The sequence below is a fragment of the Chitinivibrionales bacterium genome (assembly GCA_035516255.1).
GTDB lineage: Bacteria > Fibrobacterota > Chitinivibrionia > Chitinivibrionales > FEN-1185 > FEN-1185.
Genome location: DATJAL010000031.1, coordinates 181,380 through 207,619, shown reverse-complemented (window position 1 = coordinate 207,619; position 26,240 = coordinate 181,380). Strand labels below are relative to the sequence as shown.

Here is a 26,240-nt window from a genome sequence, read left to right as displayed (position 1 = left end):
TGCTGTAAAGCAACAGGAATCATTCTTGATCAAGCCTCAACGTCTTTTCATTGTTTTTCTTCTTCTGATTGCAGCTTCATCGCTATCGGCAAAAACAGCAGGCGTGCGCGCAACCGCTTCACGCGTCTTCGAGGGGAAAACCACGATTGCGGCCGTGAAGCAATCCGTTTCCGCATTTGAATCGGCACTGACGCCCTATTTCCAGGCGAGAGCGGTGCACGCAAAGCCCGGAAAAGGTGTTGCGGCGCCAACGGATGCCGACTTCATTGCCCTTGCAAAATGCTGGGAATTACTGTCGCCCTCTTTCAAAGCTCTGTATCTAAAAGCCACACAGATCCCGTCGGACATGACGAAATACGTTTCTCCCAGCGGCCATTTCGAAATTTACTATTACACCTCAGGCATTGAAGCCGTCGATCTTACCGACACCATCGGCTTTTCCAGTACCGACTGGAGGACGCAGACGCACGAACCGAACGGCGTGCCGGATTACGTTGATCAGGTGGCGTACGCGGCCGACAGCGCATGGTCGATGGAAATCGACAGGTTCGGCTTTGTCAAGCCATGGCCCTATATGGACCAAACCCACAACTCTTCTCTCTACAAAATCGCCCTGCGTCTGATGACCGGCGACGATGCAACCACCTATGCCTATACGTTCCCGGAGGACAACGCGCCGGCGGGCAATATAGGGTTTACAAGCTACATAGAAACCCGCAGTGAATGGAATGGGCCCGTCTGGTCAGACTATGGGTATAACATGCATCCCGAAAACGCGGTGCGCGTCACCTGCTGTCATGAGTTCTTTCACGGCGTGCAGTATGCCATGGCGCGATCATATACCGACATCTTTTATGTCGACGATTTTCCGGTCACCTTTCTCGAAGGCAGCGCGGTATTAATGGAAGACCTCGGCTTCGATTATGTCAATGATTATTTCCAATACGTCGGAGATTTTTTCGGCGACCCTTATGGTGCCATCTTCAAATACATTTACGAGGACGGCGACCCCGTTTACAAGAACGCTCTCCCGACGATGTATCTTTACCAATTAGCATACCCGTCCCCGCGCATCGATTTCATCAAAAACCTTCTTTTCAACAATTACCATCAGTTTACCAGGTTCTACAACAACCTTGTCATGGCCTCTGGCCAGGCCGGCCGCACCTGGCCGGATATTCTGGGCGGATTTTTCACGGGAAGCTATTACACCGGGCCGCGCGCCGCGCCGGGCCGGTTCATCGCGGACGCGCCGCTGCTCAAGGACGAGTGGGTCTATCCGCAGGACCAGCCCGACCAGTCTTTTTCAGTTAGCAAGACCGTGCAGCCGTTCGGCATGAACACATTCTCCTTTACCATGCACAACGGCGGCGCGCCGCTCAACATCGTGTTTTCCGGCGATGGGCCGCTCGCGGGCGACGCCGATACGAACGCGGTCTGGAACCTTCGCTGCATCCTTAAAAAAGACGCGTCGCCTGCGCACGATTCAATCATCGTTATACCGAACACGTCGGCGACAAAGGCGGGCGCGGCCATAGCAAACTGGCAGGATTTTATCGAGGCGCTCGTGATCGCCACCAACGCCAGGTACGACAGCACACGCAACGGCAAAGTGACCTTCATGCCGTGCGGGATCACCTACCGCAGCGGCGACAGCGCAACCGTCACTTCAATTCCGTCGGGCGCTCCTTTGACCGCGCCGTATGCGGCCGTATCGGTAAAGGCCCTCACCGATTTGTCCTGCTCGCTTTCCGTCAAGGAAACGAACCTTGCCGGGTCTTCCCTTCTCGACAGCGCGCGGAACGACAGCCTCGCCGCGCTGGGAACGTTTTACGACATTTCCTTTCCGCTCACCTGGCTGCATAACGCTGGGTTGGTACTTTCGATCGTTGAATTAAAACAACAGGTGGACGCCATTGCATCGGCGCATGCCATTCCCGACACGCTTTTCGATATCTGCCGCTGGGACGATTCGTCAAGCTCCTGGAAGCCAATCATGAGCCAGCTGCTGCCCCGGAAAGCGCCGGATTCCCTGACCTACATTCGGCGCTGTCTCGATTCCGTTCCCGGCATCTACGGCCTGTTTGGGCTCCTTCCCAATCCCAATCGAGACCATATCGACAGCGTGTTTACGGCGCTTCCGAACCCGGCACGTCTCAAAAGGGACGGCAGCATCAGGTTCAAGGGAAGAAATATCCTCGAAATTTGGATCTACTCAATCGACGGCCGCCTTGTTTCGCATGCCGTAAAGGGCCAGAACAGCCAGCCGCGCTCGCTGCCTGAGTACGCCTACGGGTTCGAATGGAAATTATGCAACAATTCAGGAACATCGGTTCCGCCGGGGGTGTACTTTGCGCAGGTTGGCTATAAAAATGAAGCCACAAGAGGGATGAATAAAAAATTACAGAAGATATTTGTCCTGCCCTAGCATCTAAAAAAAATAAATCCTAATAATCATGGCGTTCCGCAGCTTCGCCGCGGCGGCCCTCCTTCCGGTCCACCCCTTCGGGTGCTTCTCCCTCGTCAGGGATTTCCAAGGGTCACAAGGGTCGTCGGCCTTCGGCTCGGGCTGCCACGGCCCGATGGCGGAAGACCGCCGGGCCCGGGCAGCACCGCGCTCCAGCGCGGCCTCCAGTCCGGCCTGACGCTTTGCATAAGTCAACTACATTCCTGTTTTTTTCCCGCGGCCGCAAAGCGGCGATTACCTTACCCTGGAAACTTTTAGCAGAAAAAAGTCCTACAAATCTAATGCCGTCTCTCCGCCGTCACCACGGCAAACGCCTGCATACCTTTTCCCCTGCCAAATGCGGTAAGCCCCTCTCCGGTCGTTGCGGTGATGCCGATATCGCGTTCTGTCAACGAACATATCCGCGCAATGGATTTTTTCATGGCGGGAATATGTTTTGCGAGCACCGGGCGTTTTCCCTCAATGCACACCGACACGTGGACAAGGCGCCAGGGGCCGAGCGTCGCGAGCGCCTTTTTGAGGTAGGCGGCGCTGTCGGTTATTCCTTTGTCAAGACACATTCTGTCGGCGACGCGGCCGAGAATGTTCTTTCCCGAAATGCCGGACACGGCGTTGGTGACGGCGTGCAGCACGACATCGGCGTCGCTGTTGCCCGCAAGCCCGGGGCATCCGGGGACGGCGATGCCGCCGAGCATGAGCGGCTTTAACGAGCGCGCGCCCTCGAACCGGTGCGAGTCCTGCCCCAGCGCCGCCTTGAATCCGGGCGCGGCGCCAGTCATCTTGATTCCCCGATACCGGCGCGCGGCCATCGCATTATTCCTCTTTGTTAATTTTTGCCTTGACGCTTCCCGCCGAGAGAATCAGCTCGCGCACGCTCTGGTCGATTTTGTCGAGATGGATGGTCAGGCGGCTGTGCATACGCTTGAGGTAATCGAGCAGGCTCTCGGTCTGGGCCGTGTTGAGATTGAGGTTTTTGAACTTCTTTTTTTCTTCGGCAAGCAGCGCGATGGTCTTGCCGAACGACTGCAGCGCGTCGCTGCCGGCCAGAGTGCCGGACAACTGCTCCACTTTGTCAAGAAGCGACTGGTATTCCTTCTGCAGGTCCGTCCTGACGTCGGCGCGCGCCCTCACCGCGAGGGATTCCTTGAGTTCGGCGATTTTGTCTTGAACGGCGTTTTTGTATTTCTGTTCGATGTTGTTCCGGATCACCTGCGCCGTCTCGGAATATATCTCCGCCTTCACGGTCTCCTTGATGGTCTTCATTTCCTCCTCGCGTATCTGCGCGCGGAGCTGCTCCCGGAGCGCGGGCGACTCGTGGGAGATGATGCGGTTCTTCTCCGCCTCGATGATGTTCTTCCGCTCCTCAGACTCGACGCGCGCGCGCTCCTCACGGGTGACGCGGTCGACCAGCGCGGCGCGGATTTTCTCGGTTTCCGCGGCCGCGATTTCGGCATAGAGTTCTTTCTCCAGTTTTCCGCGCTGCTCTTCACGTATCGCCTCCTGCTCTTTGTCAATGAGGCCGGCGCGGATTTCGTCCTTCACTTCGGCAAGGATGCGCTCCCTGAGCACCGCGCCCTCGTTCTTTTCCACCTTGCCGCGTATCTCCGCCTCAAGCGATTCGAGCGCTTTTGCCGTGAGCCTGGATGTTTCCTCTTCCGCAAGCTTTCGGCGGAGGGATTGCCGGAGCGCCAGCGTCTCCTCTTCCCTGACGCGGTCGCCGTCTTCCTTTTTCACGGCCTCGGCGATTTCATTTTTAAGGGCGGCGCGCGCCTGCTCCCGGAATTCATCGGTGTGCGACGCGGCGACTTCCTCCTTTATTTCGTTCGCCATGAGACGGCGGCGCTCCTCGACAAGGCCGGGCATCTCTTTTTCGACGAGCTGCTGGCGCACGGCGGCGGTAAGGCTTTCGAGTTCTTTTTCGTAAATTTTGCCCTTTTCCTTCTCCTCAAGCTGTTTCCGGACCTCGGCGGCGAGCTCGTTTCGCGCCTGCGCCAGCAGCGCCTCGCGGGATTCCCTTTCGACCGAGGCGTGCAGCTCCCGTTCGACCTCCTGCCTTGCTTTTCGAGAAATCGACTCCTTTTCGCTGTCCAGAACGGTCCGTTTGAACTCGTTCTTGAGCTCCTCCTCGGCCGTTACCCGGAGGCGGCCGGCCTGTTCGTCCCGCACTTTTTTCGTGATGGTTGCCGTAAGCTCCTTCAGCGCTTCCTCGCTGATTTTTGCCGCGAACCGTTCCTCAGCCTTTTTTTTCTCCTCCTCTTTAATCCGCGCTTTGTCCTTTGCGGTCAATACGGCTTTTGCTTCCGTGTTGACATCGGTAACGGCTTCCGCCCGTACCGTGATGACATGGGCGCCCGCTTCTCCAATTTCCTCAATCAACTCTTTTTTATTTTCTGATGCAGGCTTCCTGTCTTCATCAGGCTTTTCATGCATGTCTTCGCTGATGTGAACCAGATTCTCCGATTCCGCTTCCTGCGCGGAAACAGCGGGCGGCTCCTCATGCTTCTCGGGCTGATGGGTGTCTTCAAGCATGATATCATCGGAGGCTTTGCGGCGCCGCAGTCGACCGACGGTCAACACGCCAAAAAGGGCGCCGGCAAGCAGCACGGCGAGCGCGAGGAGCTTTATCCAAAGGTCGCTATGCGAAAGCTTTTTGTTCGGGCTCCCGGTTTCGCCGGACGCGGCGGTATCTTCCGGCGGCACGGCTTCTTCCTTATGTGCGGCCTTATGTTCACCCACATTGCTCGTTTTACCGGCAGACGCCGCAACCGCGCTCTTTGCCTCTTCCTGTTTGGAAAGTGCGACGGCCGCCGGCGCGGATCTGCTCTTTTCATCGGCGTTTTTCGGCCTGCGGACCGTGAATTTAATGTTGCCCGGCATCGAGACCGTACGGTCGGCAAACGGTATGCTGTCGTTCCATGAAAGGTAATAAAAAGTTTGACCGTTAAACAAGATCTCAAACGGCCCTTTTTCCAGCGCGGCGAATTCCTTGAAGCAGGTGGTGACGTCGACTTTCATCGCAACGACGCCGCCGAACCGATCGCCGCCCACCGCGGCACGGCCGGAAAACGGCCTGCTCCACAGCACCACCGAGCGCCTGGTTTCCTTGGTCAATGGTCCGTGCCATGCCGCCATGCCGGATTTCGGCGAGGAAAACCACGCGCTGTCCGATACGTCGACGCCGAATCCCTTGTCGTCTCCTTCCCGGTCAACGTAATTGACCACCACGCCTTTTGCGCCGGTCCGCGCCAGAAGAACGATTTCGGGATATTGCCTGAGCAATTTTCCGAACAGGCCGTTGACGGGGGCGGCGTCTTTCATTCGGATCTCGGGAACCTGCGGCAAGGAGGAAAAGACTGAGTCGAGCGAGTTAAATTTAGCTTGAAGATAGTCCGTACTCGATTGGTTTTGTGCAAAAATGGTGCATGCCGGTACCGCCAATAATACAATACAAATGAAGATTTTTCTTATCTGGGTTTCCATGATAGGAAAATAAATTCGGGAAAATCCCTTTATACATCCGATTAGTAATAAATCCAGAAAAGCAATTATAATTGCCCGTCCTATTCATAGGCCTTTTCAACTACCTTTCGCGGGTGAGCCCTGCGGACATATGAATCGTGCAACAGTCGGTACCCGGCTGCACCCAGGAAGGGGAAACTTCCCTCACCACTTTTTTACCAATGTAGTAAGAAAGATTTCTTTAGCACAAATAAAAAATGCCGCGCCTTTCTTTTCAGCGCGGCATTCAGGGATCTTACTTCTATGAATCAAAAAAAAGAATTCACACGGTTATGCAATAGGCTTCACGTCCTTCGCATTGGGTCCCTTCTGATTCACGACAATTTCGAACTCCACTTTCTCGCCTTCCTTGAGATCCTTTACGCCCTCGCCGACGATCGCGGAAAAATGGACAAACACGTCTTTTGAACCGTCATCGGGCTTGATGAAACCGTAACCCTTTGACCTGTTGAACCACTTGACTACTCCTGTTGCCATAAACAACAACCTTTCTAAAAAATTAATTGATGATGAATAACTCCAGACGCCAACGCGGCGTCCGTTGGCAGTAAATATTATTTCCTCCTAACCTTTGTGTCAAGTTAAAAACGGTTTTGGCTGAAAATGCGGGTCTTTTACCTGTCCCGCAGAAACTTTTATTGGCCGACGCGCGGCAAAGGAATTATCTTTTTTGTGAACCGGCGGCCCACACCATCCGAAAAGGAATCACGTCCGATGTCTTCAAAACTCCGGCGGTATCTCGCCGACTTGTACCTGGGTGAAAAGGATGTCATCACCGGCAACGTCAACAAGGACTACGCCTTCCAGATCGACGACCAGGACGACAACGACGACCTCATGCAGTTCTGCAACATGTTCGTCACCGTTGGAAAGGGCGGAAGTTTCGTGTTTGAACTCCTGGGCCGCATTCCATTGACGCAGGACATCGTTGACCTCGTCGAAATTTACGGCGGCACGGTGGAACGGGAGCCGGGCCGCATCATGATGCGCCTCAACCTCGGCCAGATCGAGGTGCTCATGGATCTTTCCAAAAAGATCCGCAAGACCTCCCGCCTCGGAAGCGCCATCAACAATCCCAACTGGCACCGCATCTCCGCCCGGACGATAAGTTCCATTTACCGGTTCGTGAGGATTATAAGGGAGTATACGAAGGTGAGGGGGCAGATTGCGTAAGCGGAACTTTTCAGCCTTAAATTCGTAAATAAATTGGGCGTTCCCCGGCCTGCGGCCGGGTCGGTTCTCCTTCCGGTCTCGCCTTCGGCTCGGGCCGCCCCTGAGGCAGGAGGACACGTCGCTCGTGCTGTTCGAGCCCGCTAATCTTTATCCCTTCCTGCCGGGTGAGTTCACGAGCGACCCGAGTGCCGAGGGATGAGGCGGCGCTGCAGGCACGGCGCGGGTTCCAAGGGTGCTCGCTGATGAGCACCCCTGGCCGGGGCGTGGGGGTGGAGCCCCCATATAAAACATTTTTCTAATTAGTATTTTTCTTTTCCTCACTTGTCAACAAATCAGTCGGGCAATCAAAATCAGAAAAAACCATGTCCCCGAACGGATGGTCGGCGCCGGACACCTGCAGCTTGTACTCCAGATACACCACGTACATGTTCTGCACGTTCACCTGCCACCGGGCGTTCACCGTGCTCGGGTTCACCTTGCTCACACGGCCCGCCTGCACCAGCTTGAGAAATCCCCAGGGGCCGGGAAAGGAAATGTCCTGCGTGAAATCGGAGCTCACGGATATCTTGAGCGACGCGCCCAGGGGCGCGGTTTCTGAAGGCCAGTTGAAAAGAACGGATTTCCCGCCTGGCGAAAGGTCGGACGCCTGACCGTTCACCTCGAGCTTCGCGCTGTTTTTGTTCGACGCGGCCGGCGTCAGGGTGATGGTCATGGGCCGCACCGTGCCGTCGGGCTTGAAGAACATGTCGCGCACGCGCTCGGCGCTGCTCAATGACTTGGCCAGCTGCGGATTGAACGTGAGCTTGAGGCTTCCCACCGGCCTTACCATCCATCCCGACGTTGTCTTCACGATGTAAGGCGACAGGACCCTGTCGTAAAATCCCCAGAACGTTCCGGTCTGCGGCCTGAAAAAGTCCATGACATCGGCGAACGACGCGTCCTCCCCGCGCGGCGAGAACGGGTACTTGCCCGAGAACCTGCTGGTATAGGGCTTGACAATTTCGGAATGCCATTTCGCGGTGAGCGTCTGGGTGAGCAGGCTCGTGGCGGCGCTTCCGGTGTATTCGACGGGAAGCATGAGAACGCCCTTCATGGCGGCAGCAAGGTTTTCGGGCATGTTGGCGAGTGCGGCCTGCGTGTATTTCCATGCGGCAAGCAGCGCGTCGTCGTCCTTGCCGCTGAACACGGCGAGCGCGAAATCCGGTCCCTGGGTCTCAAGCGCGGCCAGTTTTCCCGCAAGGGTCGTGATCTTGTCGCGGTATCCCTCGTACCCGCTCAAGGCGCCGCCGGTCGACCGCGCGAACACGCGGAGCGGGTCGAACGTGGCGTTCAGGTCGTCGAAGGGCGATTTCTTCTGGCCGAGCGAAAATCCCATCGCCTCCCCCGCCTGGCCAGCCGCGGCCTCGGCCTTATCGACTTTTTTGGCAAGGTCCTTGGTGGCCTTGAATTTTGCCGCGGCGTCAAGCGCTCCGCCCGCCTTGTCGGCCATGCCCTCCTTGCTGATCTCGGAATACTTCGCGACGGTCTCCAGGAGCACCGCAAGCTCCGATTTGTCGGCCACGAGCTTGAGCAAAACGCGCTGGCAGCGCGACAAATCGCCGAACTGCTCCATCTTCACCGAGGCGAGGAAGCCGAGCCATTGCGACGAGAAATCGGCCAGGTAGGCGGCGAGCATGTCGTTGTACAGTTGCTTCTTGTCAAGTGCTTCGGTGGGCACGTCGTCGGGCGACAGCCCGATCACCCAGTCGAGCTTGAACGGGTCCTTGCTCGCCTGGGCGATCGCCTCGGCCACGAACTTGTCCCATCCTTCCTGTGTGTAAAGAACGCTGATCGGCCGGTCGGACTTGAGGATCCCCTCTTGTTGGCGGTTGAGCATCTGGTCAAGCGTGATGGAGGGCGCGTCCTGGCTCAGCCGGTTGATCGCGGACTCGTACAGCGACTGCGCGGAAGGCAGCCGGCGCAGCTTGGTGCGCGCGAGCGTGATGAGCCGCTGGTTGCCCTGGATGGGAGGAATGGCCTGGCGCTTGAGATACAGCAGGTACACCCCCGTGTTTTCAGACAGAATGGCCTCGATCTGCTGCGGCAGCCGGCCCTGCCCGCCCTGGGCCGACACGAGCGACTGCTTGATCGCGTCGAGCAACAGGCCGCGTAAAAACGTTGTGTCGATGTCCTTGGGGCGGCCGCTCATCGCCTCGGACATCGAAAGGTAGGCCTTGAGATTGCCGTACAGGTTGTCGTAGTCCTGTCCCGCAAGTTCGCCGTACCCCTGTACCTTCTCCCACAACTGGTATTCGAGATACTTGACGGCAGGGACAACAAGGAGCCGGTTGATTTTGCTGAAGTAAACATTTTTGAGCTGTTCGAGCGCCGCGCGGCCGCGGTAAAACCCGAACAGGCCGGTGAACAGGGGCGCGCCGCGGTCTTCATAGCCCTGGAGCCGCGCGATGCTCTTGCCCACTGCGTCGAGGCTGGCGTACTGGTTGAGCAGGGTCCCGTTGTCGGCCGGCATCATTGACATATCAGAGCGAAGCGTTTCGAACAGCGCAAGCGACGTCTGCATGCCCGCCAGCATGAGCCCCAGCACGCCGAATGCCGCCAGCGCGATGGCGGCCGTGACCAGGTAATGGCGAACGTACTGCCGCCGCGTGCGCTTCTGCGTGGTCTTGACAAACTCCTTGCCGCGCACCATGAGCTCCCTGAACAGCGGCAGCACGAACAGCGACGTGACGACCGGTATTTTCTCGCCCTTCTGCGCCTGCGGCGCGAGCATCCTGCGCGGGTTGAGCGGATGGCTGGCGACGGTCATCCCGGCCTCCGGCCGGCGCTGCTCCCCTTCCTCGTTCCCGGGAGCGGCCTCGCTGCAGCTCGTAAAGTAAAATCCCCTGAACAACGGCCTGCCCTCGTAGCTGCTCGGTTTGAAAAGCTCGGTCACAAAAGCGCCGAGCTTTTCCTGCATGCCCTCGAAGTGGATCACAAAGCGGCAGATCATCCTCTTGCGCGCCGCGTCTTTTTCCTTGTACAGCTTGTCAAGACGGAGATCGGTGAGCGACCTGCTCAGGAGCCCGAACTCCTGGGCAAAGGCCATGCGCGGCAGCATTTTTTCGTCGTCGACCGAAAGCGTCGCGCCGAAGATCTGGTCCTGCGCTTTCATCAACTGGTCACCGAAATATTCCTGGAACCCCGGGATTTCATCCGAATGGTTGAAGATGAGATACACCGGGAATTCTATTCCCCAGGCCGCGATGAGCTCGTCCACCCTGCGCCGGAGCCGGCCGGCCATGTCCTTGACCGTTGCGTCATCGGCGTCGAGCACCTCCCGGGCGCTCACCACGAGCGCCATGCCGTCAACCGGCTTTTCGGGCCTCACCTCCATGAGCGACGCGATAAACGCCTGCCAGGTGTCTTTTTTCGCCTCGTCCATGACGGCGCCCGGCGTGTCGATCCACACCGCCTCGTTGGCGAAATACCAGGTGATCTGGTCGCTTCCGTCAAGAACCATGCCGTCCTTTTCCGACGGATAGCGCATCGGGAAATTGAGGCCGGCGCCCCGCAGCAGCGACGTTTTCCCGGATTTTTCCGCGCCGCACAGCAAAAACCACGGCCGCTCGTACAGCGCGCTTTTCTGCAAAAGGCCCTTACGCATCACGGCGCCGAGGTACCGCTGCACCGCCTCGTTCGTCTCGCGGAGCACCCGCTGGAACACCGCCTGGTTTCCCCCGATAAAACCGCTTGCCTTTTTCTTTCTTGGTTTACCGAGAAGAAAATGAAGCGAGACCCACACGGCAGCGCCGGCAAACAGCGGTCCCGCGATCAGCCACTCAACAAGCGCGGACAGCTTTACCAGCCCGCCGATGACAAACGAGAGTGTGCCGAGAACGACCAGAACGCACCAGACAACGACGATCCACGCAGGGAGTTTTTTCATAGCCGGTTATTTCGCGATGAAAGATTGGATGGAGGCAAGCAGATTGCCGCATGCCGAATTGTTTATGATGAACATTGCCGTCCAGCCCGCCATAACCATTCCCGCGGCGATCGCGCCGGACAGCCAGAGCGGGAAGAAAAATGTTTTCGGCTTTGCGGCCGAAGAAGGCGCTGCACGCTTTCCATGGGGAGAAAGCTCTGCCGAGACGCGGATCCTGGTACGGCGTATCATCCTGCCCAGGTCTTCCATGATGGTGATGCGCTCCTCAGGGTTGAAGAGCTTGTACTTGCCCTCGAACCCGAGCGACAAGCACAGGAAATAGACCTCAAGCACGTCCTTCTTGTTTTCAGGCTGCAGGAGCATCTTCTGCAGTTTCTCGTAAAATTCCTGTCCCGCAAGGTTGTCGCCGAAATAATCGAGCTGCATGGGCCTGGTGAGCCAGAAGTCCCTGCACGCGCCGGGCACGCTCAGCACGGTCTCGTCCATGAGCGCCACCATGGCGTATTTGGCCTCGAGGATCGACTCTGGAGCCATGCCGATGGCCTTGCAGTTCTTTTCGAAAAGCCCGATGTAATACGTGATGAGCTTGCGCAGCGCAGCCGGGTCGCCGAGGTCCTCCGCCTCGCGCATCCTGATGATGATGAGAAACAGGTCGGTGCACAGCGTGCTCACGTCCCGCGACCCGCCCAAAGTTTTGGATAGGTCAAGGTTCATGGTTTGGGAAGTGACGGTGTTGACAAATGACGACGGCATAATTTCAGCTTCCTAAATAAAATATTCTGGTGGGGGCACCGCTTCGCGTTTCCCCCTGGCCCCACATGCAGGGACGCTGCACGCAACGTCCCTGCATTGCGGGGCACACCCCCTCCTGCAAAGGTGCGCGCGATGTCGCTCGCTTGAGGCTCGCGATGCGTCGCACCTTCGCAACGCAACCGCTGCAGAACATCCCCTTCCGCCTTCGGCGCCTCCCCCTTGATAAGGGGGAGAAGCAAGTGCGGCAATTTTTTTTCTGCCCGCGCGCCAGGCAGGACTGGAGGTCGCTCCGGAGAGCGATGCCGCCCGGACCCTGACGGTCCTCCGCCATCGGGCCGTGGCGGCCCGAGCCGAAGGCGAGACCGGAAGGAGGGCCGCCGCCGCTCCGGCGGGGCGTCCGGATTTAAGACTTTATTATTCTTTCAGCGCCAACATCTCCATCTTCAACTCGGCATAATTATTCGGAAAATAAAACGCGATATTCCCTGCCGCCTTGATCTGGTTCCAGAAATCTCCCGATTGCTCCAAGCTGAAATACACGAAACCCGGCTTGGTGGAAAGCCCCTGAGGCGGCCGCATGACATGCTTGAGCGGCAGGCCGGGCATCGCAGACGAGATGAGCAGGTCGAGCTTGTTGCGCGAGCACATCTTGATGCGCTGCAGTACACCCACCACGAGCTCCTTTTCCGGCGCTTTTGCCGACACGCCGAAATAGAACTTCGCCACCGAGAGCAGCTTTTCGTCCGGCACCTTGCACAGGAACGTGGCCTGGTTTATCTGCTCGATCGGCACGGGCACGCACCCGGCCTGGATATCGGCCTCCAGAATGCTCCTGATGAGCTTGCAGAGTACGCCGAACGTGGCGGACAGGTTCGCGTGGTCGTACCGCGGCAGGTTCTTGATTGACACTTCGGAAGAGAACGTGCACAAGCTGCCCGCGAACTGCGTGAGCAGGCAGAACACCTCGTAGGGATGCACGCTCGGGAACGAGTGGTAGTGCGCGAGCAGCGGCGTGTAGGTGTTGAGCGTCTGGAGAAGGCGGAACGGCGTCTCCTCTGCGCCGGAAAACTCGGCAAACCCGCCCTCCACGTGTTTTCTCCCCTGCGAAAGCGAGTTGATCTTTGCAAACAGGAACTCGAGCAGCGACTTCAACAGGTTGAGCACGTGCGGCGATGCCGCGATGAAGAGCAGGGGCGGCACATACAACGGTGAAAGCTCCACGGTTCCGCTTGCGTTCCTCGCGAGCTTCGCTATCTGGAACGCCGCATGGTTGTCAAGCGATTCGTCCCCGAATAAAATGACAAAATTGAGCGCGCCCACCTCGATCTCCTTGCGCTCTGAGCCCAATACTTCGTCGGCAACAGGCAAAGGCCGCGAACGGTACCGGGCCGCGGCCTGTCCCTCCATTGCGGCCGACACCACGTTTGACTTTCCCTCGACGGCAAGCGGCAAGGCCACATACACGTCGAGCGACTGCTGCTCGTGCGTCAGGTGCTCGCCGAACGCGCGGGCGGGCGGGGCCGGATCTTCCTTGGGAACGGAAAACGAAACGCCGTCGGGCAGCATGCCGCCGCACCGCGTCACCGAAACCAGGCCGTTGGCGATCGCGTCGTTGTCGATCTCGAGTTCGGTGACGCCGTACCAGTGCGGCGAATGCGCCGCAAGCGCGGCATGAAACGCGTTGAAGATATGCCGTTCCTCCTGCTGAAAATGCTGGGGCTGGAGAAACATGCCTTCTTTCCAGACGACCTTGCTGTTTGTTAACACGGGTTTCCTGCCTTTTTTCTAAGGTTGGAAAAAGCAAATTCACCGCGGAGACACGGAGGACTCGGAGAAAAACGAATCAAAGTTGGAAGTTGGAGGTTGAAAGTTGAAAGTAGAAGAACAAATAATTAACCTCAAACTTCCAACTTTAAACCATTTATGGTCTCTGTGCTCTCTATGTCTCTGCGGCTACCTTTTTTTTACCTTTCCTGTTATAGACCAATGCTCTGGCGTTGCCGGAAAACGGATTGTATTTTTAGTAATTACATAAAATAAACCTGTTTTTCCGTTGTGAAAAGCTTTTCCTGAAAAAAACCATGCGGGTCCGCTGGGCCCGATGCGCAAAGGAGTTGCGATGAGGCTGGGAAAATGGTCATATCTTGCGGCCGCCGTTATGTTAATCACCATGCGCGCCTCGGTGTTCGCGGAAAGCGAAGGCACGCTTACCGTCAAGACCGACCCGGACGGCATCGAGGTCTGGCTCGACGACAAGTACATCGGCGATTCCCCCGTCATGGCCAAAAAGCTCAAGGCGGGCAGGTATTCGCTCAAGCTTGTTGATCCTGTGCAAAAAACCAGCACGGTCGAAGATGTACTAATCCAGGCCAACGAGGAGACCTTGATTGAAAAAACGGTCAAGTCGCGCTACGGATCGCTCAAGCTGAACTCAGACCCGGAGGGCGCGGACGTTTACATTCTCACCTCGCTGGGAAAAACGCCGGTTTCCAACGACTTCATCATTCCGGGAAAGTACCGGCTCGAGGTACGGCATCAGAATAAATCGTATGATAAAGTCGTTGAAGATGTTACCGTGGCCAAGGGCGAAACCGTCACGCTCAACAAAACGCTTCCCAAAATAAACGCCCTTGACGGCAAGGCACTGCTGCGGCTCGCGCTGGGCGCGGGCGCGATCGGGGCGCTGGTATTTACCGCCGTGGAAGGCTTCGACAAGAATTCCAAATCTCAAGGCAACGGTTCGCAAAACGGCCAGATCATCGGCATCGTGGCGGGATCGCTTTGCGTGATTGGGTTTGAAATAGTTGCATTTTTCTAGTCGGAAATCGGAAAATTATTAAATGATTTATTTTTTCTTCGGCTAAAGATCATCAAAAAATATTTATGAACACCTCCACCAACGCCGGCAGCCCGCAGGATCCCAATAAAAAACCGGATTTCGACAAGACGTTCGTTGAGGGCCCGGAAACCAAAACCGGCTACCATTCGTTTGACACCAAGTCCCGCGTCGACGCAACGCAGATCGGCGCCACAAACCCGTACGGCCAGAAAACAACGGTGTATGCGCCGGACGACCTCCCGTCGGGCAACGAGCCGCTTCCGCTCGGCTCCGGCACCATCGTTGGGCTGCTGGGCGCGGGCGGCATGGCGCGCGTGTACAAGATCTGGAACGAAAAGCTCGAGGTATTCCGGGCCGTCAAGATCCTCACGCCCACGCAGCAGAGCGACCTCAAGAACCGGTTCGAGACCGAAGCGAAGATAACGGCAAAGCTGCGCCATCCCAACATCGTCGAGATTTACAGTGTGGGAGACTGGAAGGGCCTACCCTTTCTCGAAATGGAGCTCATCGACGGCGCGTCGCTCGATACGATCATCGCAAAGCAGGGCAAGCTGCCGCCGTCCGTGTGCTCGGCCGTCGCCGTTTTCGTGGCGCGCGCGCTCGCCTACGCGCACAACCAGGACTTTTTACTTTACGGAAAAACCTACCACGGCATCATCCACCGCGACCTAAAGCCGGCCAACATCATGATCACAAAGTACGGCGAGCTGCGGCTCATGGACTTCGGCATTGCCCGGCCCACCGAGGCGAGCCTTCACACGGTGGAGGGCAACATCGTGGGCACCATGCAGTACCTGTCGCCCGAGCAGATCGACGGCGTCGACATCGACGGCCGCGCCGACGTGTACGCGTTCGGCGCCATTCTGTACGAAATGCTTACCGGCACCAAGACTTTTCCGCAGGAAACCATCACGAACCTGATGAAGAAAAAGATCACGAACGATTACCGGAAATTCGAGGAGTTCGACTTCTCGGTCCCAAAGGTGCTCGCGGAAATTTCCCAGAAATGCCTGCAACTTGACAAGGAAGACCGGCACGCCGGCGCCACGGAGCTCCTGGCCGCGGTCGAGGAAGCGCACCGTGCGCTCAGCTCCGGCTCCCCCGAAGCGGTGCTCAAGGCATACATTGCAAATCCATCGAGCATTTCGAGCGCGGCAGTAAAACGCGTTCCCCTTTGGCTGAACCTGAAAATAATCATCCCTGCCGCGGCAGTACTGGTGATAGGACTGCTCATTGCCGTCTTTATCATCACCGGGCCCAAACCTGCCGAACCTGTGGCGACGGCAAAACCCGTTACTCCGCCTCCTGTCGCACAGCCATCCGCCCCGGTGCAGGCGCCGGCAACGCCGCAGGCCGCGGGACAGGAGCCGCTGCAACCGCTTTCCCCGCAACAGCCGTCACAGGAACCGTCGCAGCCGTCAACGCACGCCGCCGCGGCTGAAAAAAAACCTCCGCATGGTGCCGCGCATTCCATCGAGGCGGCGCAAAAAAACAGGCAGCCCCAGCACGAGGCCGCCGCCGAAGGCGGCCCGTCGCTTGACAAGCTCAAAAAGAAATACGGCGCATCCGATCCCCTTGAAATCGGACAAAAGGCGATGAGCAAAAACGCGTTCGGGGACGCGGTCGACGCGCTGGAAAAAGTGCCGGCATCCTCCCCGCAGCACGAAAAGGCATTCCTCATGCTCGTTGACGCCTACATCCAGTCCGACAACCTCCGCGTCGCTAAGGAGAAACTCCTCAACCAGCAGATCAACGACGCGGAATATTCCCTGCTCACCGGCGAGATGTACCAGCGCATGGGCCGCGACAAGGACGCCATAGACAATTTCCAGGCCGCGCTTACCAAACCCAGCAATTACCGCAACATCCGCGACGTGCGCAACGACGCGCTCTACTTCACCGCCGTCGCCTACAGCGAGATGTATAAGGACGATCCCTCCGCCGACAATCGCGGCATGGTCATGCAGTCGTGGCGCGTTGTCAAGAACATGTACAACAACGCGCCCAACAGTCCGCGGTTCAAAAAGGCCGTGGACGAGTTGTCGAATATCAAGTAATACAATTCTAAATTGATCTGGTGGGGGCACCGCTTCGCGTTTCCCCCTGGGGTGCGGCTTCCGGCACCGCGCTGTTACAACCACACGCCTATGGCGGTGCCGGCGATCCGCACCCACACCCCCTTCTGCGAAGGTACGCGCCTAAGGCGCTCGACTTCGCTCGCGCGGCGTCGTACCTTCGCAACGCAACCGCTACGGAATCACCTCACCCCGTCCCCTCTCCTCGCAGGAGAGGGGTGACGTTTTTTTGGGATAAATCATCCCGGGGCGCTGCCCCGGGCTACAACCATTTCGCCCCTATGGGGCATAAAAAAAATTACCTACAACAATTCCAGCATGTCAATTAAAATGTTCACCGGATCAATTATATTGAATCAGCTGCCGCAACAAGGGCGCGCCCGGCGGAAGGACCGGGCTTGCATCCGCCGGTACCCGGCCGCACCCGGGGAGGGGGTAGCGGAGGACCGGTCGCGCTTGATTTCGGGTACGAGATACTAAGAAATATTTTGGAGCGCGACCGGGCCGCAGCGAGGGGGAAGCCTCCCCCACACCAAAATATTTTTAATATTGAAATAATCACCTCCGCCAGGCCTTGAAAAATTATCAGTAATCATGTATTTTGTATCTCTTTTTCGCCACATCAAATTCCTTCGAAAGACCACAAAAATACAAACCATATAAAACAGGAGTTACCCATGGCAAACCGGAAAATGGTACCGCATGAAGGCAACACCGCTAGCGCCCATGTCGCGCACGCGGTGAACGAAGTGATCGCCATCTACCCCATCACCCCGTCGTCGGGCTTGGGAGAAATCGCCGACGAAAAATCCGCTAAAGGCGAAAAGAACATCTGGGGAACGGTTCCCACGGTTGCACAGCTTCAGTCCGAAGCGGGCGCGGCGGGCGCAGTGCACGGGTCGCTCTGCACCGGCACGCTCACCACCACCTTCACCGCGTCACAGGGACTGCTCCTGATGATCCCCACCATGTATAAAATCGCGGGCGAGCTCATGCCCACCGCGTTCCACGTGACCGCGCGCGCCCTTGCGTGCCAGGCGCTCAATATTTTCGGCGACCACAGCGACGTGATGGCCACCCGCCAGACCGGGTTCGCGCTCATCTGCTCCAATTCGGTGCAGGAGGCCATGGACTTCGCGCTCATCGCGCAGGCCGCCACGCTCAAGTCGCGCGTGCCGTTCCTTCACTTTTACGACGGGTTCCGCACCTCGCACGAAGTGCAGAAGATCGAGGAGCTCACCCAGGACGACATGCGCGCCATGATTGACGAAGAAGACATACGCGCGTTCAGGGCGCGCGGCATGTCACCCGACCATCCCACGCTCCGCGGCACGTCGCAGAACCCGGACGTTTATTTCACGGGACGCGAAACGGTCAACAAGTTCTACACCGCATGCCCCGGCATCGTGCAGCAGGCCATGGACAAATTCGCCAAGCTCACCGGACGCCAGTACAAACTGTTCGACTACATGGGCGCCAAGGACGCCGACCGCGTGATCATCATCATGGGATCGGGCGGCGAAACCGTGCAGGACACGGTGGAATACCTCAACGCCAAGGGCGCGAAGCTCGGCGTGCTCAAGGTGCACCTGTTCAGGCCGTTTGACGGCAAGGCATTTGTCAATGCACTCCCCGGCACGGTGAAAAAAATCGCGGTGCTCGACCGGACCAAGGAACCCGGCTCGCTCGGCGAACCGTTGTACGAAGACGTGCGCACCGCGATCGGCGAGGCCATGAGCGACGGCACCGCGGCGATCAAGCAGTATCCCGCGATCATCGGCGGGCGCTACGGCCTCGGCAGCGCCGAATTCACGCCCGCAATGGTCAAGGGCATCTTCGACGAACTCGCAAAAGACAAGTCCATGAACCATTTCATGGTGGGCCCGGAGGACGACGTCACCGGCGCGTCCATCGCCTATGACCCCAACTTCAGCGTGGAGGACAAGGAGACCCACCGCGCCCTGTTCTACGGCCTCGGCTCCGACGGCACCGTGGGCGCGAACAAGAACTCCATCAAGATCATCGGCGAGAAGACGCCGAACTTCGCGCAGGGATATTTCGTGTACGATTCCAAGAAGGCCGGCGCGGTCACCGTGTCGCATTTGCGGTTCGGGCCCAAGCCCATCCGGCGGCCCTACCTCATTACAAAAGCGAATTTCATCGCGTGCCACAACTATTCGTTCCTGGAGAAATACGACATGCTGAGCTCGCTCGAGGAGGGCGGCGTGTTTTTGCTCACGAGCGAATACGACGCGAAGACCATCTGGTCGAAGCTGCCGGGCCGCGTGCAGAAGCAGATCATCGACAAGAAGGCGCAGTTCTTCGTGATTGACGCGGTGGGAATCGCGCAGGGCCTCGGGCTCGGCGGCCGCATCAACGTGATCATGCAGACCGCGTTCTTCCGCATTTCAAAAGTAATGGACGACATCAAGGCAATTGAATCAATCAAGTACGCCATCCAGAAGTCGTACGGCAAGAAGGGTGAAAAGGTCTTGCAGATGAACAACGCCGCGGTTGACAAGGCGCAAAGCGAGATCAACAAGGTGGAATACCCCGGCAAGGTGACCAACCCGGTCGAGGAAATCAAGCCCGTGCCCGACAATGCCCCGCCGTTCGTGAAAGAGGTGATCGGCACCCTGCTCAAGCAGATGGGACACACGGTCAAAGTATCGCAGATGCCCGCAGACGGCGTCTGGCCCACCGGCACCACGCAGTACGAAAAGCGCAACATCGCGGTGAACGTGCCGGTGTGGAACCCGGCCGTGTGCATCCAGTGCCACCGGTGCTCGCTGCTGTGTCCACACGGCACGATCCGGCCCAAGGCGTACGACCCGAAACATCTGGCCGGCGCGCCCGCCACGTTCAAGTCGGTTGACGCAAAGGGAAAAGAATACGCGGGCCTCAAGTACACGCTCCAGGTGGCGGTGGAAGACTGCACCGGCTGCGGCGTGTGCGTCGAGAACTGCCCCATGACCGGCAAAGGCGATGCCATCGTGATGCAGCCGCAAACGCCGCTGCGCGAAGCCGAGGCGAAGAACTGGGAGTTCTTCCTTAAACTCCCGGAAACAGACCCGAAACTTTACAAAACAGATACCATGAAGGGCAGCCAGTTCGTCAAGCCGCTGTTCGAGTTCTCGTCCGCGTGCGCGGGCTGCGGCGAAACGCCGTACATCAAGCTCGTGTCGCAGCTGTTCGGCGACCGGGCCATCATCGCCAACGCCACGGGCTGTTCGTCCATCTACGGCGGCAACCTGCCCACCACGCCCTACTGCAAGCGCGCCGACGGCCGCGGCCCGGCCTGGAACAACTCGCTGTTCGAGGACCCGGCCGAGGTCGCGTTCGGCATGCGGCTTGCCGTTGACAAATTCAACGACATCGCCGCGACCGCGGCGAAGAAGATGATGGAGACCGGATCCTGCGGCGCCGAGACCAAGGCGCTCCTCGGCGAGATCCTCGCCGCAGACCAGGCCGACGCCGAGAAAATAGAGACGCAGCGCAACCGCATCGACCGCACAAAGGCCGCGCTCGCAAAAGACAAGTCGGGCGAGGCAAAGTCACTGCTCTCGGTCATCGATTTTCTGGCGAAGAAATCGGTGTGGGCGTTCGGCGGCGACGGCTGGGCCTACGACATCGGCTACGGCGGACTCGACCACGTGCTCGCGGCCAACCGCAACGTGAACCTGCTGGTGCTCGACACCGAGGTGTATTCCAACACCGGCGGCCAATCGTCAAAGGCCACGCCCATGGGCGCGGTGGCGAAATTCGCGGCCGGCGGCAAGCCCACGTTCAAAAAAGACCTGGGCCTCATCTCGATGAGCTACGGCTACATCTTTGTCGCCAAGATCGCGCTGGGCGCCAATCCGCAGCAGGCGGTGAAGGCGATCATGGAAGCGGAGGCCTACAACGGCCCGTCGCTCGTCCTGTGCTATGCCCAGTGCATCAACCAGGGCATCGACATGCTCGAGGGATACACCGAGCAGAAAAACGCGGTGGCCTCGGGCCACTGGCCGCTGTACCGGTACAACCCGGCGCTTTCCGCGCAGGGCAAGAACCCGCTGCAGCTTGACAGCAAAGACCCGACCATGCCGCTCGTCGACTACACCATGCGCGAGAACAGGTACAAGATCCTGCAGCGCACTAACCCGGACGCGAGCGCGAAGTTCATGGACATGGCGCAGAAGCAGATCAACGCGAAGTACCAGATGCTGAAGCGGATGGCGGAGACGCAGATGTAAATTGGTAATTTGTTTTGTTTGATTTGATTTTAAAGTCCCCGGGAAATTTTTGAGTTTGATTTTCCGGGGATTTTTATTTGTTCTATTATTAATTGGATTTTAAAAAGATTCTGGTGGGGCAACCACTTCGTGTCGCTTTGCGCCCTTCCAATTGGGCGCGCGAAATCCCTGGGGTGCGGCTTCCGGCACCGCGTATGCTCCTTGCCTTTTAAAAGCGCGGCGCCGGCGATCCGCACCCGCACCCCTTCCTGCTAAGGTGCGCGCTTCGCGCTGTAAAAATAAAAAGAAGAACCACCACAATTGGACACCACCTATCACCGGGTATAAGCAGTATACCCGATTTTGTTTTTATTCGCGAGCGGCGCAGATGCGGAAAACTTGCTTTTGGGGAAGGCGGGAATGTTGATTTAAACAGAAACCCGTACCCACGTCAGCTAACCGGCAACATGCAGGATACGAAGCCCAATAGCCCATTTAAACCTTAAAAAAGATAAAAACGTATGACATACTTTAGGCGGCTAAAAAGTATGACATGTATGCCGTTTTGGTGCGCATGATATACGTGGTGGTGAATTTTGCTGGTTTTGGGGAAGTAGAGCATGCGACTAGTTGGGACGCAATAAATTTACACGAATGAATCAAGAGCGGCGGCGGTAATTCTAAGACAATTACAAAACGACAACAAGAAAACCAATATGGACGAAACAATTCAAGAGATCAATAGAATTGAAAGTTGGGTTGATGCCTGTTTTAAAAGGTCAGATCTTTGTGATTTTAATACCTTGATGAAATTAGGAATTGAGTCAGGTAATTATATAAGAAATTTGGCAATTCTATGTACTGGCTCGCTTACAAAAGACGAATTTATTACAAACAAGGATTCCTTCGAATTACACGATGCAGTGATAGTGGGACACATGGTTCGTCTTTTCAAATTGTACGACCACCTCCTTTATTCAGTTTCTAGCGACAAAGGTGAAATCGCATCAATTTTTTCTAGATTACTTTTTGAGACTTACACAATAATGAAATATTTGATAATCAACGGGAAATCTTCAATAGACAGTTTTATAAAGTCATCGTTTAAATCAACTATGGAGGACTACAAATATATCAAGGAACGGGAAAAAGAACGTCCTCTTCTCAATATTGAAAAAAGGATGGTTAGGAAAATTGAAAACAGGATTAACAAGGTTAACCTTTCAATTGACGATCTGATGACTAACAAACATTGGAAACTTGATAATAGGTCATTCCGACAGATCCTTGACTTCCTTAACGACCGCGATAAATCTTTTGAGTGGGGCAAAGCATACTCCTTCCTCTTCGGAAGCCAAAGTGCTTATATTCATGGAACATGGTACGACATTCAAATCAACCATCTAGAGGAATCAGGCACCGGCTTTTTACCGAAATACTCTCATGACCGAGTTGATCCCCGCTACATATTGCCTCAAAGCTTAATACCAATAAAAGCATCCATTGATTTCCTAAACTGGAGAAAATCTGACCCTGACCGCTTTACAATTAACGTTCTTGAGAAAATGGCAAAGCTTCTTCTATATTTAAACGAAATGGACGAAATACGAATTGACAAAAAGGCGGCAAAATCCAATGAATTACAAAAGGACGTGGTTAAGTAAACTGAAGAAGAAGCATAAAGATCTTCGGTTAAAGGTTTTTAATCTCTACAAAGACGCTGTAGGTGAAAGAGCCGATTCAATAAAGAATGCTCAAATCCCAGAAAAATTACGAAAAACTATAACTAATGTTCTTCGCACAGAACTTGATAAGAAAATTGCCGACCGTATCTCATTTCATTTGCTTGACTGGACAGACGACGCAGCATTCATTATGGCTCTGATTTTATGGCCAGACAAATTCACTAAGCAAGAAATATCGGATGGGATTTATTGCTTTATGCCCCACGTTCCAGACCATTTAGCAGCTGCAGCGAAGCTTTTTGGAACCCCGGTAACCGACGTTTTTGAGGTAGGTGCTCTCGATGGAGAATGAACCAGGAGGGAAAGAAAGGCGCCGCCGCAGAAAATACGAAACACAGTAACGTACAAATTTAAAGCGCCCAACAGCGCCAGCATGAAAATGCCGATTCAGTAAACCTGACATCACGGATTGATAGGGCGAAGCATTTTCGTTCTATAATTTTCGGGGCGTCACTTCATGCGGATAGCGCGCACGTTGCCAAAGAAACCAAACCCTACACATTGGCGAAAGAGAAACTGGAACGCATCAAAAGATATCGGCACCGGGAATTTTAAATTTCTGTTGATGCGGTGAATAATCAATTTATAACAAGAGCACGATCTTGCCAGGTCGTGCTCTTTCTGTTTTTATTACCGTTATAAATAACAGGCCGGAAAATCTCCGGCATCACATCAGCACTATCATCCTCTTGACATTCACATATTTCCCATCCACCTTGCTCCTGACAAAATACACTCCGTTTCCGCTTTTCTTTCCCGACATCGAACCATTGACAAGCGGTACGGAATGGTACCCTTTGTCCTGCCTGGCTCCGGCGATTTGTCCAATAACGCGCCCGCCCGCATCAATCATTTCGAAGCCGACCACCGAGGGGGTTTCGAGGTAGTAGCGCACAACATTACCCCTTATTTCAAGAAAGCGCATGGCGCTTCCCGAAATTCCACCGGCGGTTCCTGGACTATAAATCGTTGAAACAGTACCCACCGGATATACGGTGTAGGTGGCCGTCCCCTGGCCCAGCCCCGGTGAAGTGGCGGTGACGGTCACTGCCCCGGCTGTGAACGTCGATCGAACGGCGATTTTGCACATGCCGCCCTCGGCGCTCAGTTCATGATCGAGCGGTGCATGATACCCGACCGGTTGTCCGGCTGTGACGAAGGCGTCGGTGCCGCCGCGGTATTCGCACGGCCCGGTAACGGCAAACGTAATCGGATTAACGGCGGTCGGACACCAGTTGTTGCTTTTGTCAACAACGGTGGCGAGGAGAGTCGCGCAATCCGTTCCGTTCGCGGTGATCTGGAAGGTGGTCCCGTCGGGCTTTTGCAGGTTCGGATCCACGGTCAATTTGACATGGTCGGGGTCGCCGGCCGTCACTTTTTGATCGGAGCAGACGACGTTGCCGGTGGAATCGAGCCCGTCAGCCTTGAGCGTACCTGCCGCCCAGGCGACGTCCCAATAGCATTGATAGGAAATAAGCGTCGTAGCCTGGTCTCTCCAGCTCGCAGTGCCCCCGCCTTCGGCCGGGTTGGGCACCTTCTCGCCGAGGCTGGTCCCATTGAGCGATAACCGGACTTTAGGACAGTTGCTGAACACGTTGACACGCACCGTTCCCGTTCTATTCCAATGGTGCGCGATGCAAACGCCGGGTTTAATGCTGTACGGAATCCAGGAGACGCGGTAGATATTGTAAAGCAGTTTGGGAAGACGGTTGGCATCCATGACCGACGAACCGAACGATCGCGCCGTACGGGCGTCGCCCAGAAACGTTCCCACCTCTCCTGGCGGCTCTGCAAGATACCAATGCGCAAGGCCGAACGCATCCGCTTTCCAGGAGGCTGTCCAGTTCTGCATGTAAGGACCTGAGAAGTCAAGCTCATAATCATAGGCAAAGCGTGACATCCGCGCCGGGCCCGCATCCCACGCTTCCGCGCCGTACGCCGGAAATTTTCCGCAGGTTCCCACCCCCCCATTTTTTTGTCCCGCTTCGCATCCCGACGAAGAACACTCGATGACGTCGGAGATACCGGCCTTGCAGCCGTCGCCATACGACCGGTCCGACTGGGCCCGCTTTTCGATAGGGTCCCATTGCAGTGCGAGCGCCTTGAGCGACCGGGCGAGACTGTCGATGATGCCGGCGTTGGTGACTTCCCACATGAGAATACTGGGATGGTTGCGGTCATGGACTATCATGTCGCGATGCAACTGGGTCTTGAAGGCGATCGTTATCGTCCTGAGGTTGCTGGCCTGAAACGCGCCCTCGCCGTCGCCGCTCGGCTGATCGAGCATGACGCCGTACGCGTCGCACGCCTCAACGAACTCGTGCGCGCAGGCGGAGTGGCCGGGCCGCCAGCTCGTGCCGCCGCAATCGGCGGTGAGCTTGGCGTCTTTCCACAACAGCTCGTCGGGCACTGCGGAGCCGAGCGCCGGATAATTATAACGGCCCGCCATGCCCCACATATAATGCATATGCCCGTTGATATAAGGATAGTCGGTGTCCCACGTGATTTTCCGGATCCCGAGCGGGCTGGTGAACACATCGACCGTGGTCCCGCCGACCTTGACAATATGATAAACCTTGTGCATGTTCGGTTTTCCCCAGATGCTATTGGCCGGGTACCACAGCTTCGGATTGGCGATGTCGCCGCTCTGGTCGAACACGTACGCCGTGTTCGCGGCAATGGACTGCGGCGCGCTCGTCAGGGACAAAACGACGTTGTCCTGCGCGTCAACCACCTTGGTGGTCACCGTGACGCTCTGCGCCGCGCCGCTCTCGTTCATGACATTGGTCATCATGCGCACGGTCGCCGACGCATCGCTCGCGCTCACCGTTCCGACGCAGGTCCCCCAGTTGTTCACCACGGAATAGATGTTTGCCGGCACATATGTTTTGTTGGTGATGCGCATCCACACCGGGCGGAACAGGCCGCCGTCGTGTTGTCCGAACCGCGGTTCGCCCCCGAACCCCGGATCGGTATAGATGACGCCTTGATTGCTGACGCGGACGGCGAGCACGTTGTCGGTCCCGTCGAAATGCACATAGGGCGTGGCATCGACGATGAACGGCTCGAAACCGTACGCGTAGGTGGAGAGAGGATCAAGCGTGCTGTTGCTGTTAATGAAAGTCCCGTTGATATATACCGCGGCGGCGACGTTGGCCCCGCCGAATTCAATGAAAACCTTCCGGCTGGCATAGGTCGCGGGAAGCGTGAAATGCTTCCGGTACACGGCCATGCCGCCATAGGTCGCGCCGTCGCCGCTGATGTTGTTGATGTAGGTGTCGTCGTCGTTGAACGTATGCGGCACGCCGACCGTTTTCCACGCTCCGTCGTCAAACGCCACCGCGGTCGCCCCCGAAACATCTCCTTTTGAAAACTTCCACGGCGTGACGCCCATGTTGATATCGACCCTGTCGCTCGGCTCAGGGCTGTAGGTTTCCGCCAGGCAGAGTGCAGCTCCTGCGACCGCAATGAACGCCGCCGCCAGCATCATGTTCCGTTGCATATCCCCCCCTTTATTATGTTGACTGAAC

At 56.7% G+C, this 26,240-nt stretch carries 15 protein-coding genes; 7 read left to right on the top strand and 8 right to left on the bottom strand.

Annotated features, from left to right (window positions below; translation table 11 throughout):
- Positions 1 to 25: 25 nt before the first annotated feature.
- Positions 26 to 2,428, top strand: a complete 2,403-nt coding sequence (locus tag VLX68_10070) for a hypothetical protein (protein ID HUI92580.1) — start codon at positions 26 to 28, stop codon at positions 2,426 to 2,428.
- A 3-nt stretch (positions 2,429 to 2,431) separates the two neighbouring features.
- Here VLX68_10070 and VLX68_10065 read toward each other — a convergent pair whose 3' ends face one another.
- The 4 genes from VLX68_10065 to VLX68_10050 form a co-directional block, all read right to left on the bottom strand.
- Positions 2,432 to 2,662 (bottom strand): hypothetical protein, encoded by a 231-nt coding sequence (locus VLX68_10065; GenBank protein ID HUI92579.1) that lies wholly within the window; start codon positions 2,660 to 2,662, stop codon positions 2,432 to 2,434.
- A gap of 83 nt (positions 2,663 to 2,745) precedes the next feature.
- A complete protein-coding gene (gene ispF, locus VLX68_10060) occupies positions 2,746 to 3,276 on the bottom strand; it encodes a 2-C-methyl-D-erythritol 2,4-cyclodiphosphate synthase (GenBank protein ID HUI92578.1) in 531 nt (176 codons plus the stop codon).
- A gap of 4 nt (positions 3,277 to 3,280) precedes the next feature.
- Positions 3,281 to 5,785, bottom strand: a complete 2,505-nt coding sequence (locus VLX68_10055) for a hypothetical protein (GenBank protein ID HUI92577.1) — start codon at positions 5,783 to 5,785, stop codon at positions 3,281 to 3,283.
- A gap of 471 nt (positions 5,786 to 6,256) precedes the next feature.
- Positions 6,257 to 6,463: a cold-shock protein gene (locus tag VLX68_10050; GenBank protein HUI92576.1), complete on the bottom strand. Its 207-nt coding sequence runs from the start codon at positions 6,461 to 6,463 to the stop codon at positions 6,257 to 6,259.
- Between the two features lie 237 nt (positions 6,464 to 6,700).
- Here VLX68_10050 and VLX68_10045 point away from each other — a divergent pair, with 237 nt between their 5' ends.
- Positions 6,701 to 7,159: a hypothetical protein gene (locus tag VLX68_10045; protein HUI92575.1), complete on the top strand. Its 459-nt coding sequence runs from the start codon at positions 6,701 to 6,703 to the stop codon at positions 7,157 to 7,159.
- Positions 7,160 to 7,454: 295 nt separating this feature from the next.
- Here VLX68_10045 and tssM read toward each other — a convergent pair whose 3' ends face one another.
- From tssM to tssK, 3 genes are all read right to left on the bottom strand, one after another.
- Positions 7,455 to 11,084, bottom strand: coding sequence for a type VI secretion system membrane subunit TssM (gene tssM, locus VLX68_10040; protein HUI92574.1), 3,630 nt, complete (start codon positions 11,082 to 11,084; stop codon positions 7,455 to 7,457).
- A 6-nt stretch (positions 11,085 to 11,090) separates the two neighbouring features.
- The gene (gene icmH, locus VLX68_10035) at positions 11,091 to 11,837 is read right to left on the bottom strand and encodes a type IVB secretion system protein IcmH/DotU (GenBank protein HUI92573.1); all 747 of its coding nucleotides are present in this window, start codon (positions 11,835 to 11,837) and stop codon (positions 11,091 to 11,093) included.
- Positions 11,838 to 12,251: 414 nt separating this feature from the next.
- Positions 12,252 to 13,604 (bottom strand): type VI secretion system baseplate subunit TssK, encoded by a 1,353-nt coding sequence (gene tssK / locus VLX68_10030; GenBank protein ID HUI92572.1) that lies wholly within the window; start codon positions 13,602 to 13,604, stop codon positions 12,252 to 12,254.
- 352 nt (positions 13,605 to 13,956) lie between these two features.
- Here tssK and VLX68_10025 point away from each other — a divergent pair, with 352 nt between their 5' ends.
- The 5 genes from VLX68_10025 to VLX68_10005 all read left to right on the top strand — a co-directional run bounded on the left by VLX68_10025 (position 13,957) and on the right by VLX68_10005 (position 23,002).
- On the top strand, positions 13,957 to 14,655 hold the full coding sequence (locus VLX68_10025) for a PEGA domain-containing protein (protein HUI92571.1): 699 nt from the start codon (positions 13,957 to 13,959) through the stop codon (positions 14,653 to 14,655).
- Between the two features lie 65 nt (positions 14,656 to 14,720).
- Entirely contained in the window at positions 14,721 to 16,733 is a 2,013-nt protein-coding gene (locus VLX68_10020; GenBank protein ID HUI92570.1) for a protein kinase, read from the top strand.
- 695 nt (positions 16,734 to 17,428) lie between these two features.
- Positions 17,429 to 20,986 (top strand): pyruvate:ferredoxin (flavodoxin) oxidoreductase, encoded by a 3,558-nt coding sequence (gene nifJ / locus VLX68_10015; protein HUI92569.1) that lies wholly within the window; start codon positions 17,429 to 17,431, stop codon positions 20,984 to 20,986.
- 695 nt (positions 20,987 to 21,681) lie between these two features.
- Positions 21,682 to 22,629 (top strand): DUF5677 domain-containing protein, encoded by a 948-nt coding sequence (locus VLX68_10010; GenBank protein ID HUI92568.1) that lies wholly within the window; start codon positions 21,682 to 21,684, stop codon positions 22,627 to 22,629.
- Complete coding sequence (locus VLX68_10005) at positions 22,601 to 23,002, top strand: hypothetical protein (GenBank protein HUI92567.1); 402 nt, start codon at positions 22,601 to 22,603, stop codon at positions 23,000 to 23,002. Before VLX68_10010 ends, VLX68_10005 begins: the two co-directional genes overlap by 29 nt.
- 375 nt (positions 23,003 to 23,377) lie before the next feature.
- Here the strand turns inward: VLX68_10005 and VLX68_10000 are convergent, their stop codons facing one another.
- Positions 23,378 to 26,212: a DUF4982 domain-containing protein gene (locus VLX68_10000; protein HUI92566.1), complete on the bottom strand. Its 2,835-nt coding sequence runs from the start codon at positions 26,210 to 26,212 to the stop codon at positions 23,378 to 23,380.
- Between the last annotated feature and the right edge of the window lie 28 nt (positions 26,213 to 26,240).

What these genes read in the sequence shown, in the direction of transcription:
- VLX68_10050 (HUI92576.1), bottom strand. Translation starts at nt 6,463, where the DNA reads ATGGCAACAGGAGTAGTCAAGTGGTTCAACAGGTCAAAGGGTTACGGT.
- tssM (HUI92574.1), bottom strand. Translation starts at nt 11,084, where the DNA reads ATGAAAAAACTCCCTGCGTGGATCGTCGTTGTCTGGTGCGTTCTGGTC.
- VLX68_10005 (HUI92567.1), top strand. Translation starts at nt 22,601, where the DNA reads ATGAATTACAAAAGGACGTGGTTAAGTAAACTGAAGAAGAAGCATAAA.
- nifJ (HUI92569.1), top strand. Translation starts at nt 17,429, where the DNA reads ATGGCAAACCGGAAAATGGTACCGCATGAAGGCAACACCGCTAGCGCC.
- VLX68_10000 (HUI92566.1), bottom strand. Translation starts at nt 26,212, where the DNA reads ATGCAACGGAACATGATGCTGGCGGCGGCGTTCATTGCGGTCGCAGGA.
- ispF (HUI92578.1), bottom strand. Translation starts at nt 3,276, where the DNA reads ATGGCCGCGCGCCGGTATCGGGGAATCAAGATGACTGGCGCCGCGCCC.
- VLX68_10045 (HUI92575.1), top strand. Translation starts at nt 6,701, where the DNA reads ATGTCTTCAAAACTCCGGCGGTATCTCGCCGACTTGTACCTGGGTGAA.
- icmH (HUI92573.1), bottom strand. Translation starts at nt 11,837, where the DNA reads ATGCCGTCGTCATTTGTCAACACCGTCACTTCCCAAACCATGAACCTT.
- VLX68_10020 (HUI92570.1), top strand. Translation starts at nt 14,721, where the DNA reads ATGAACACCTCCACCAACGCCGGCAGCCCGCAGGATCCCAATAAAAAA.
- VLX68_10055 (HUI92577.1), bottom strand. Translation starts at nt 5,785, where the DNA reads ATGAAAGACGCCGCCCCCGTCAACGGCCTGTTCGGAAAATTGCTCAGG.
- VLX68_10025 (HUI92571.1), top strand. Translation starts at nt 13,957, where the DNA reads ATGAGGCTGGGAAAATGGTCATATCTTGCGGCCGCCGTTATGTTAATC.
- VLX68_10010 (HUI92568.1), top strand. Translation starts at nt 21,682, where the DNA reads ATGGACGAAACAATTCAAGAGATCAATAGAATTGAAAGTTGGGTTGAT.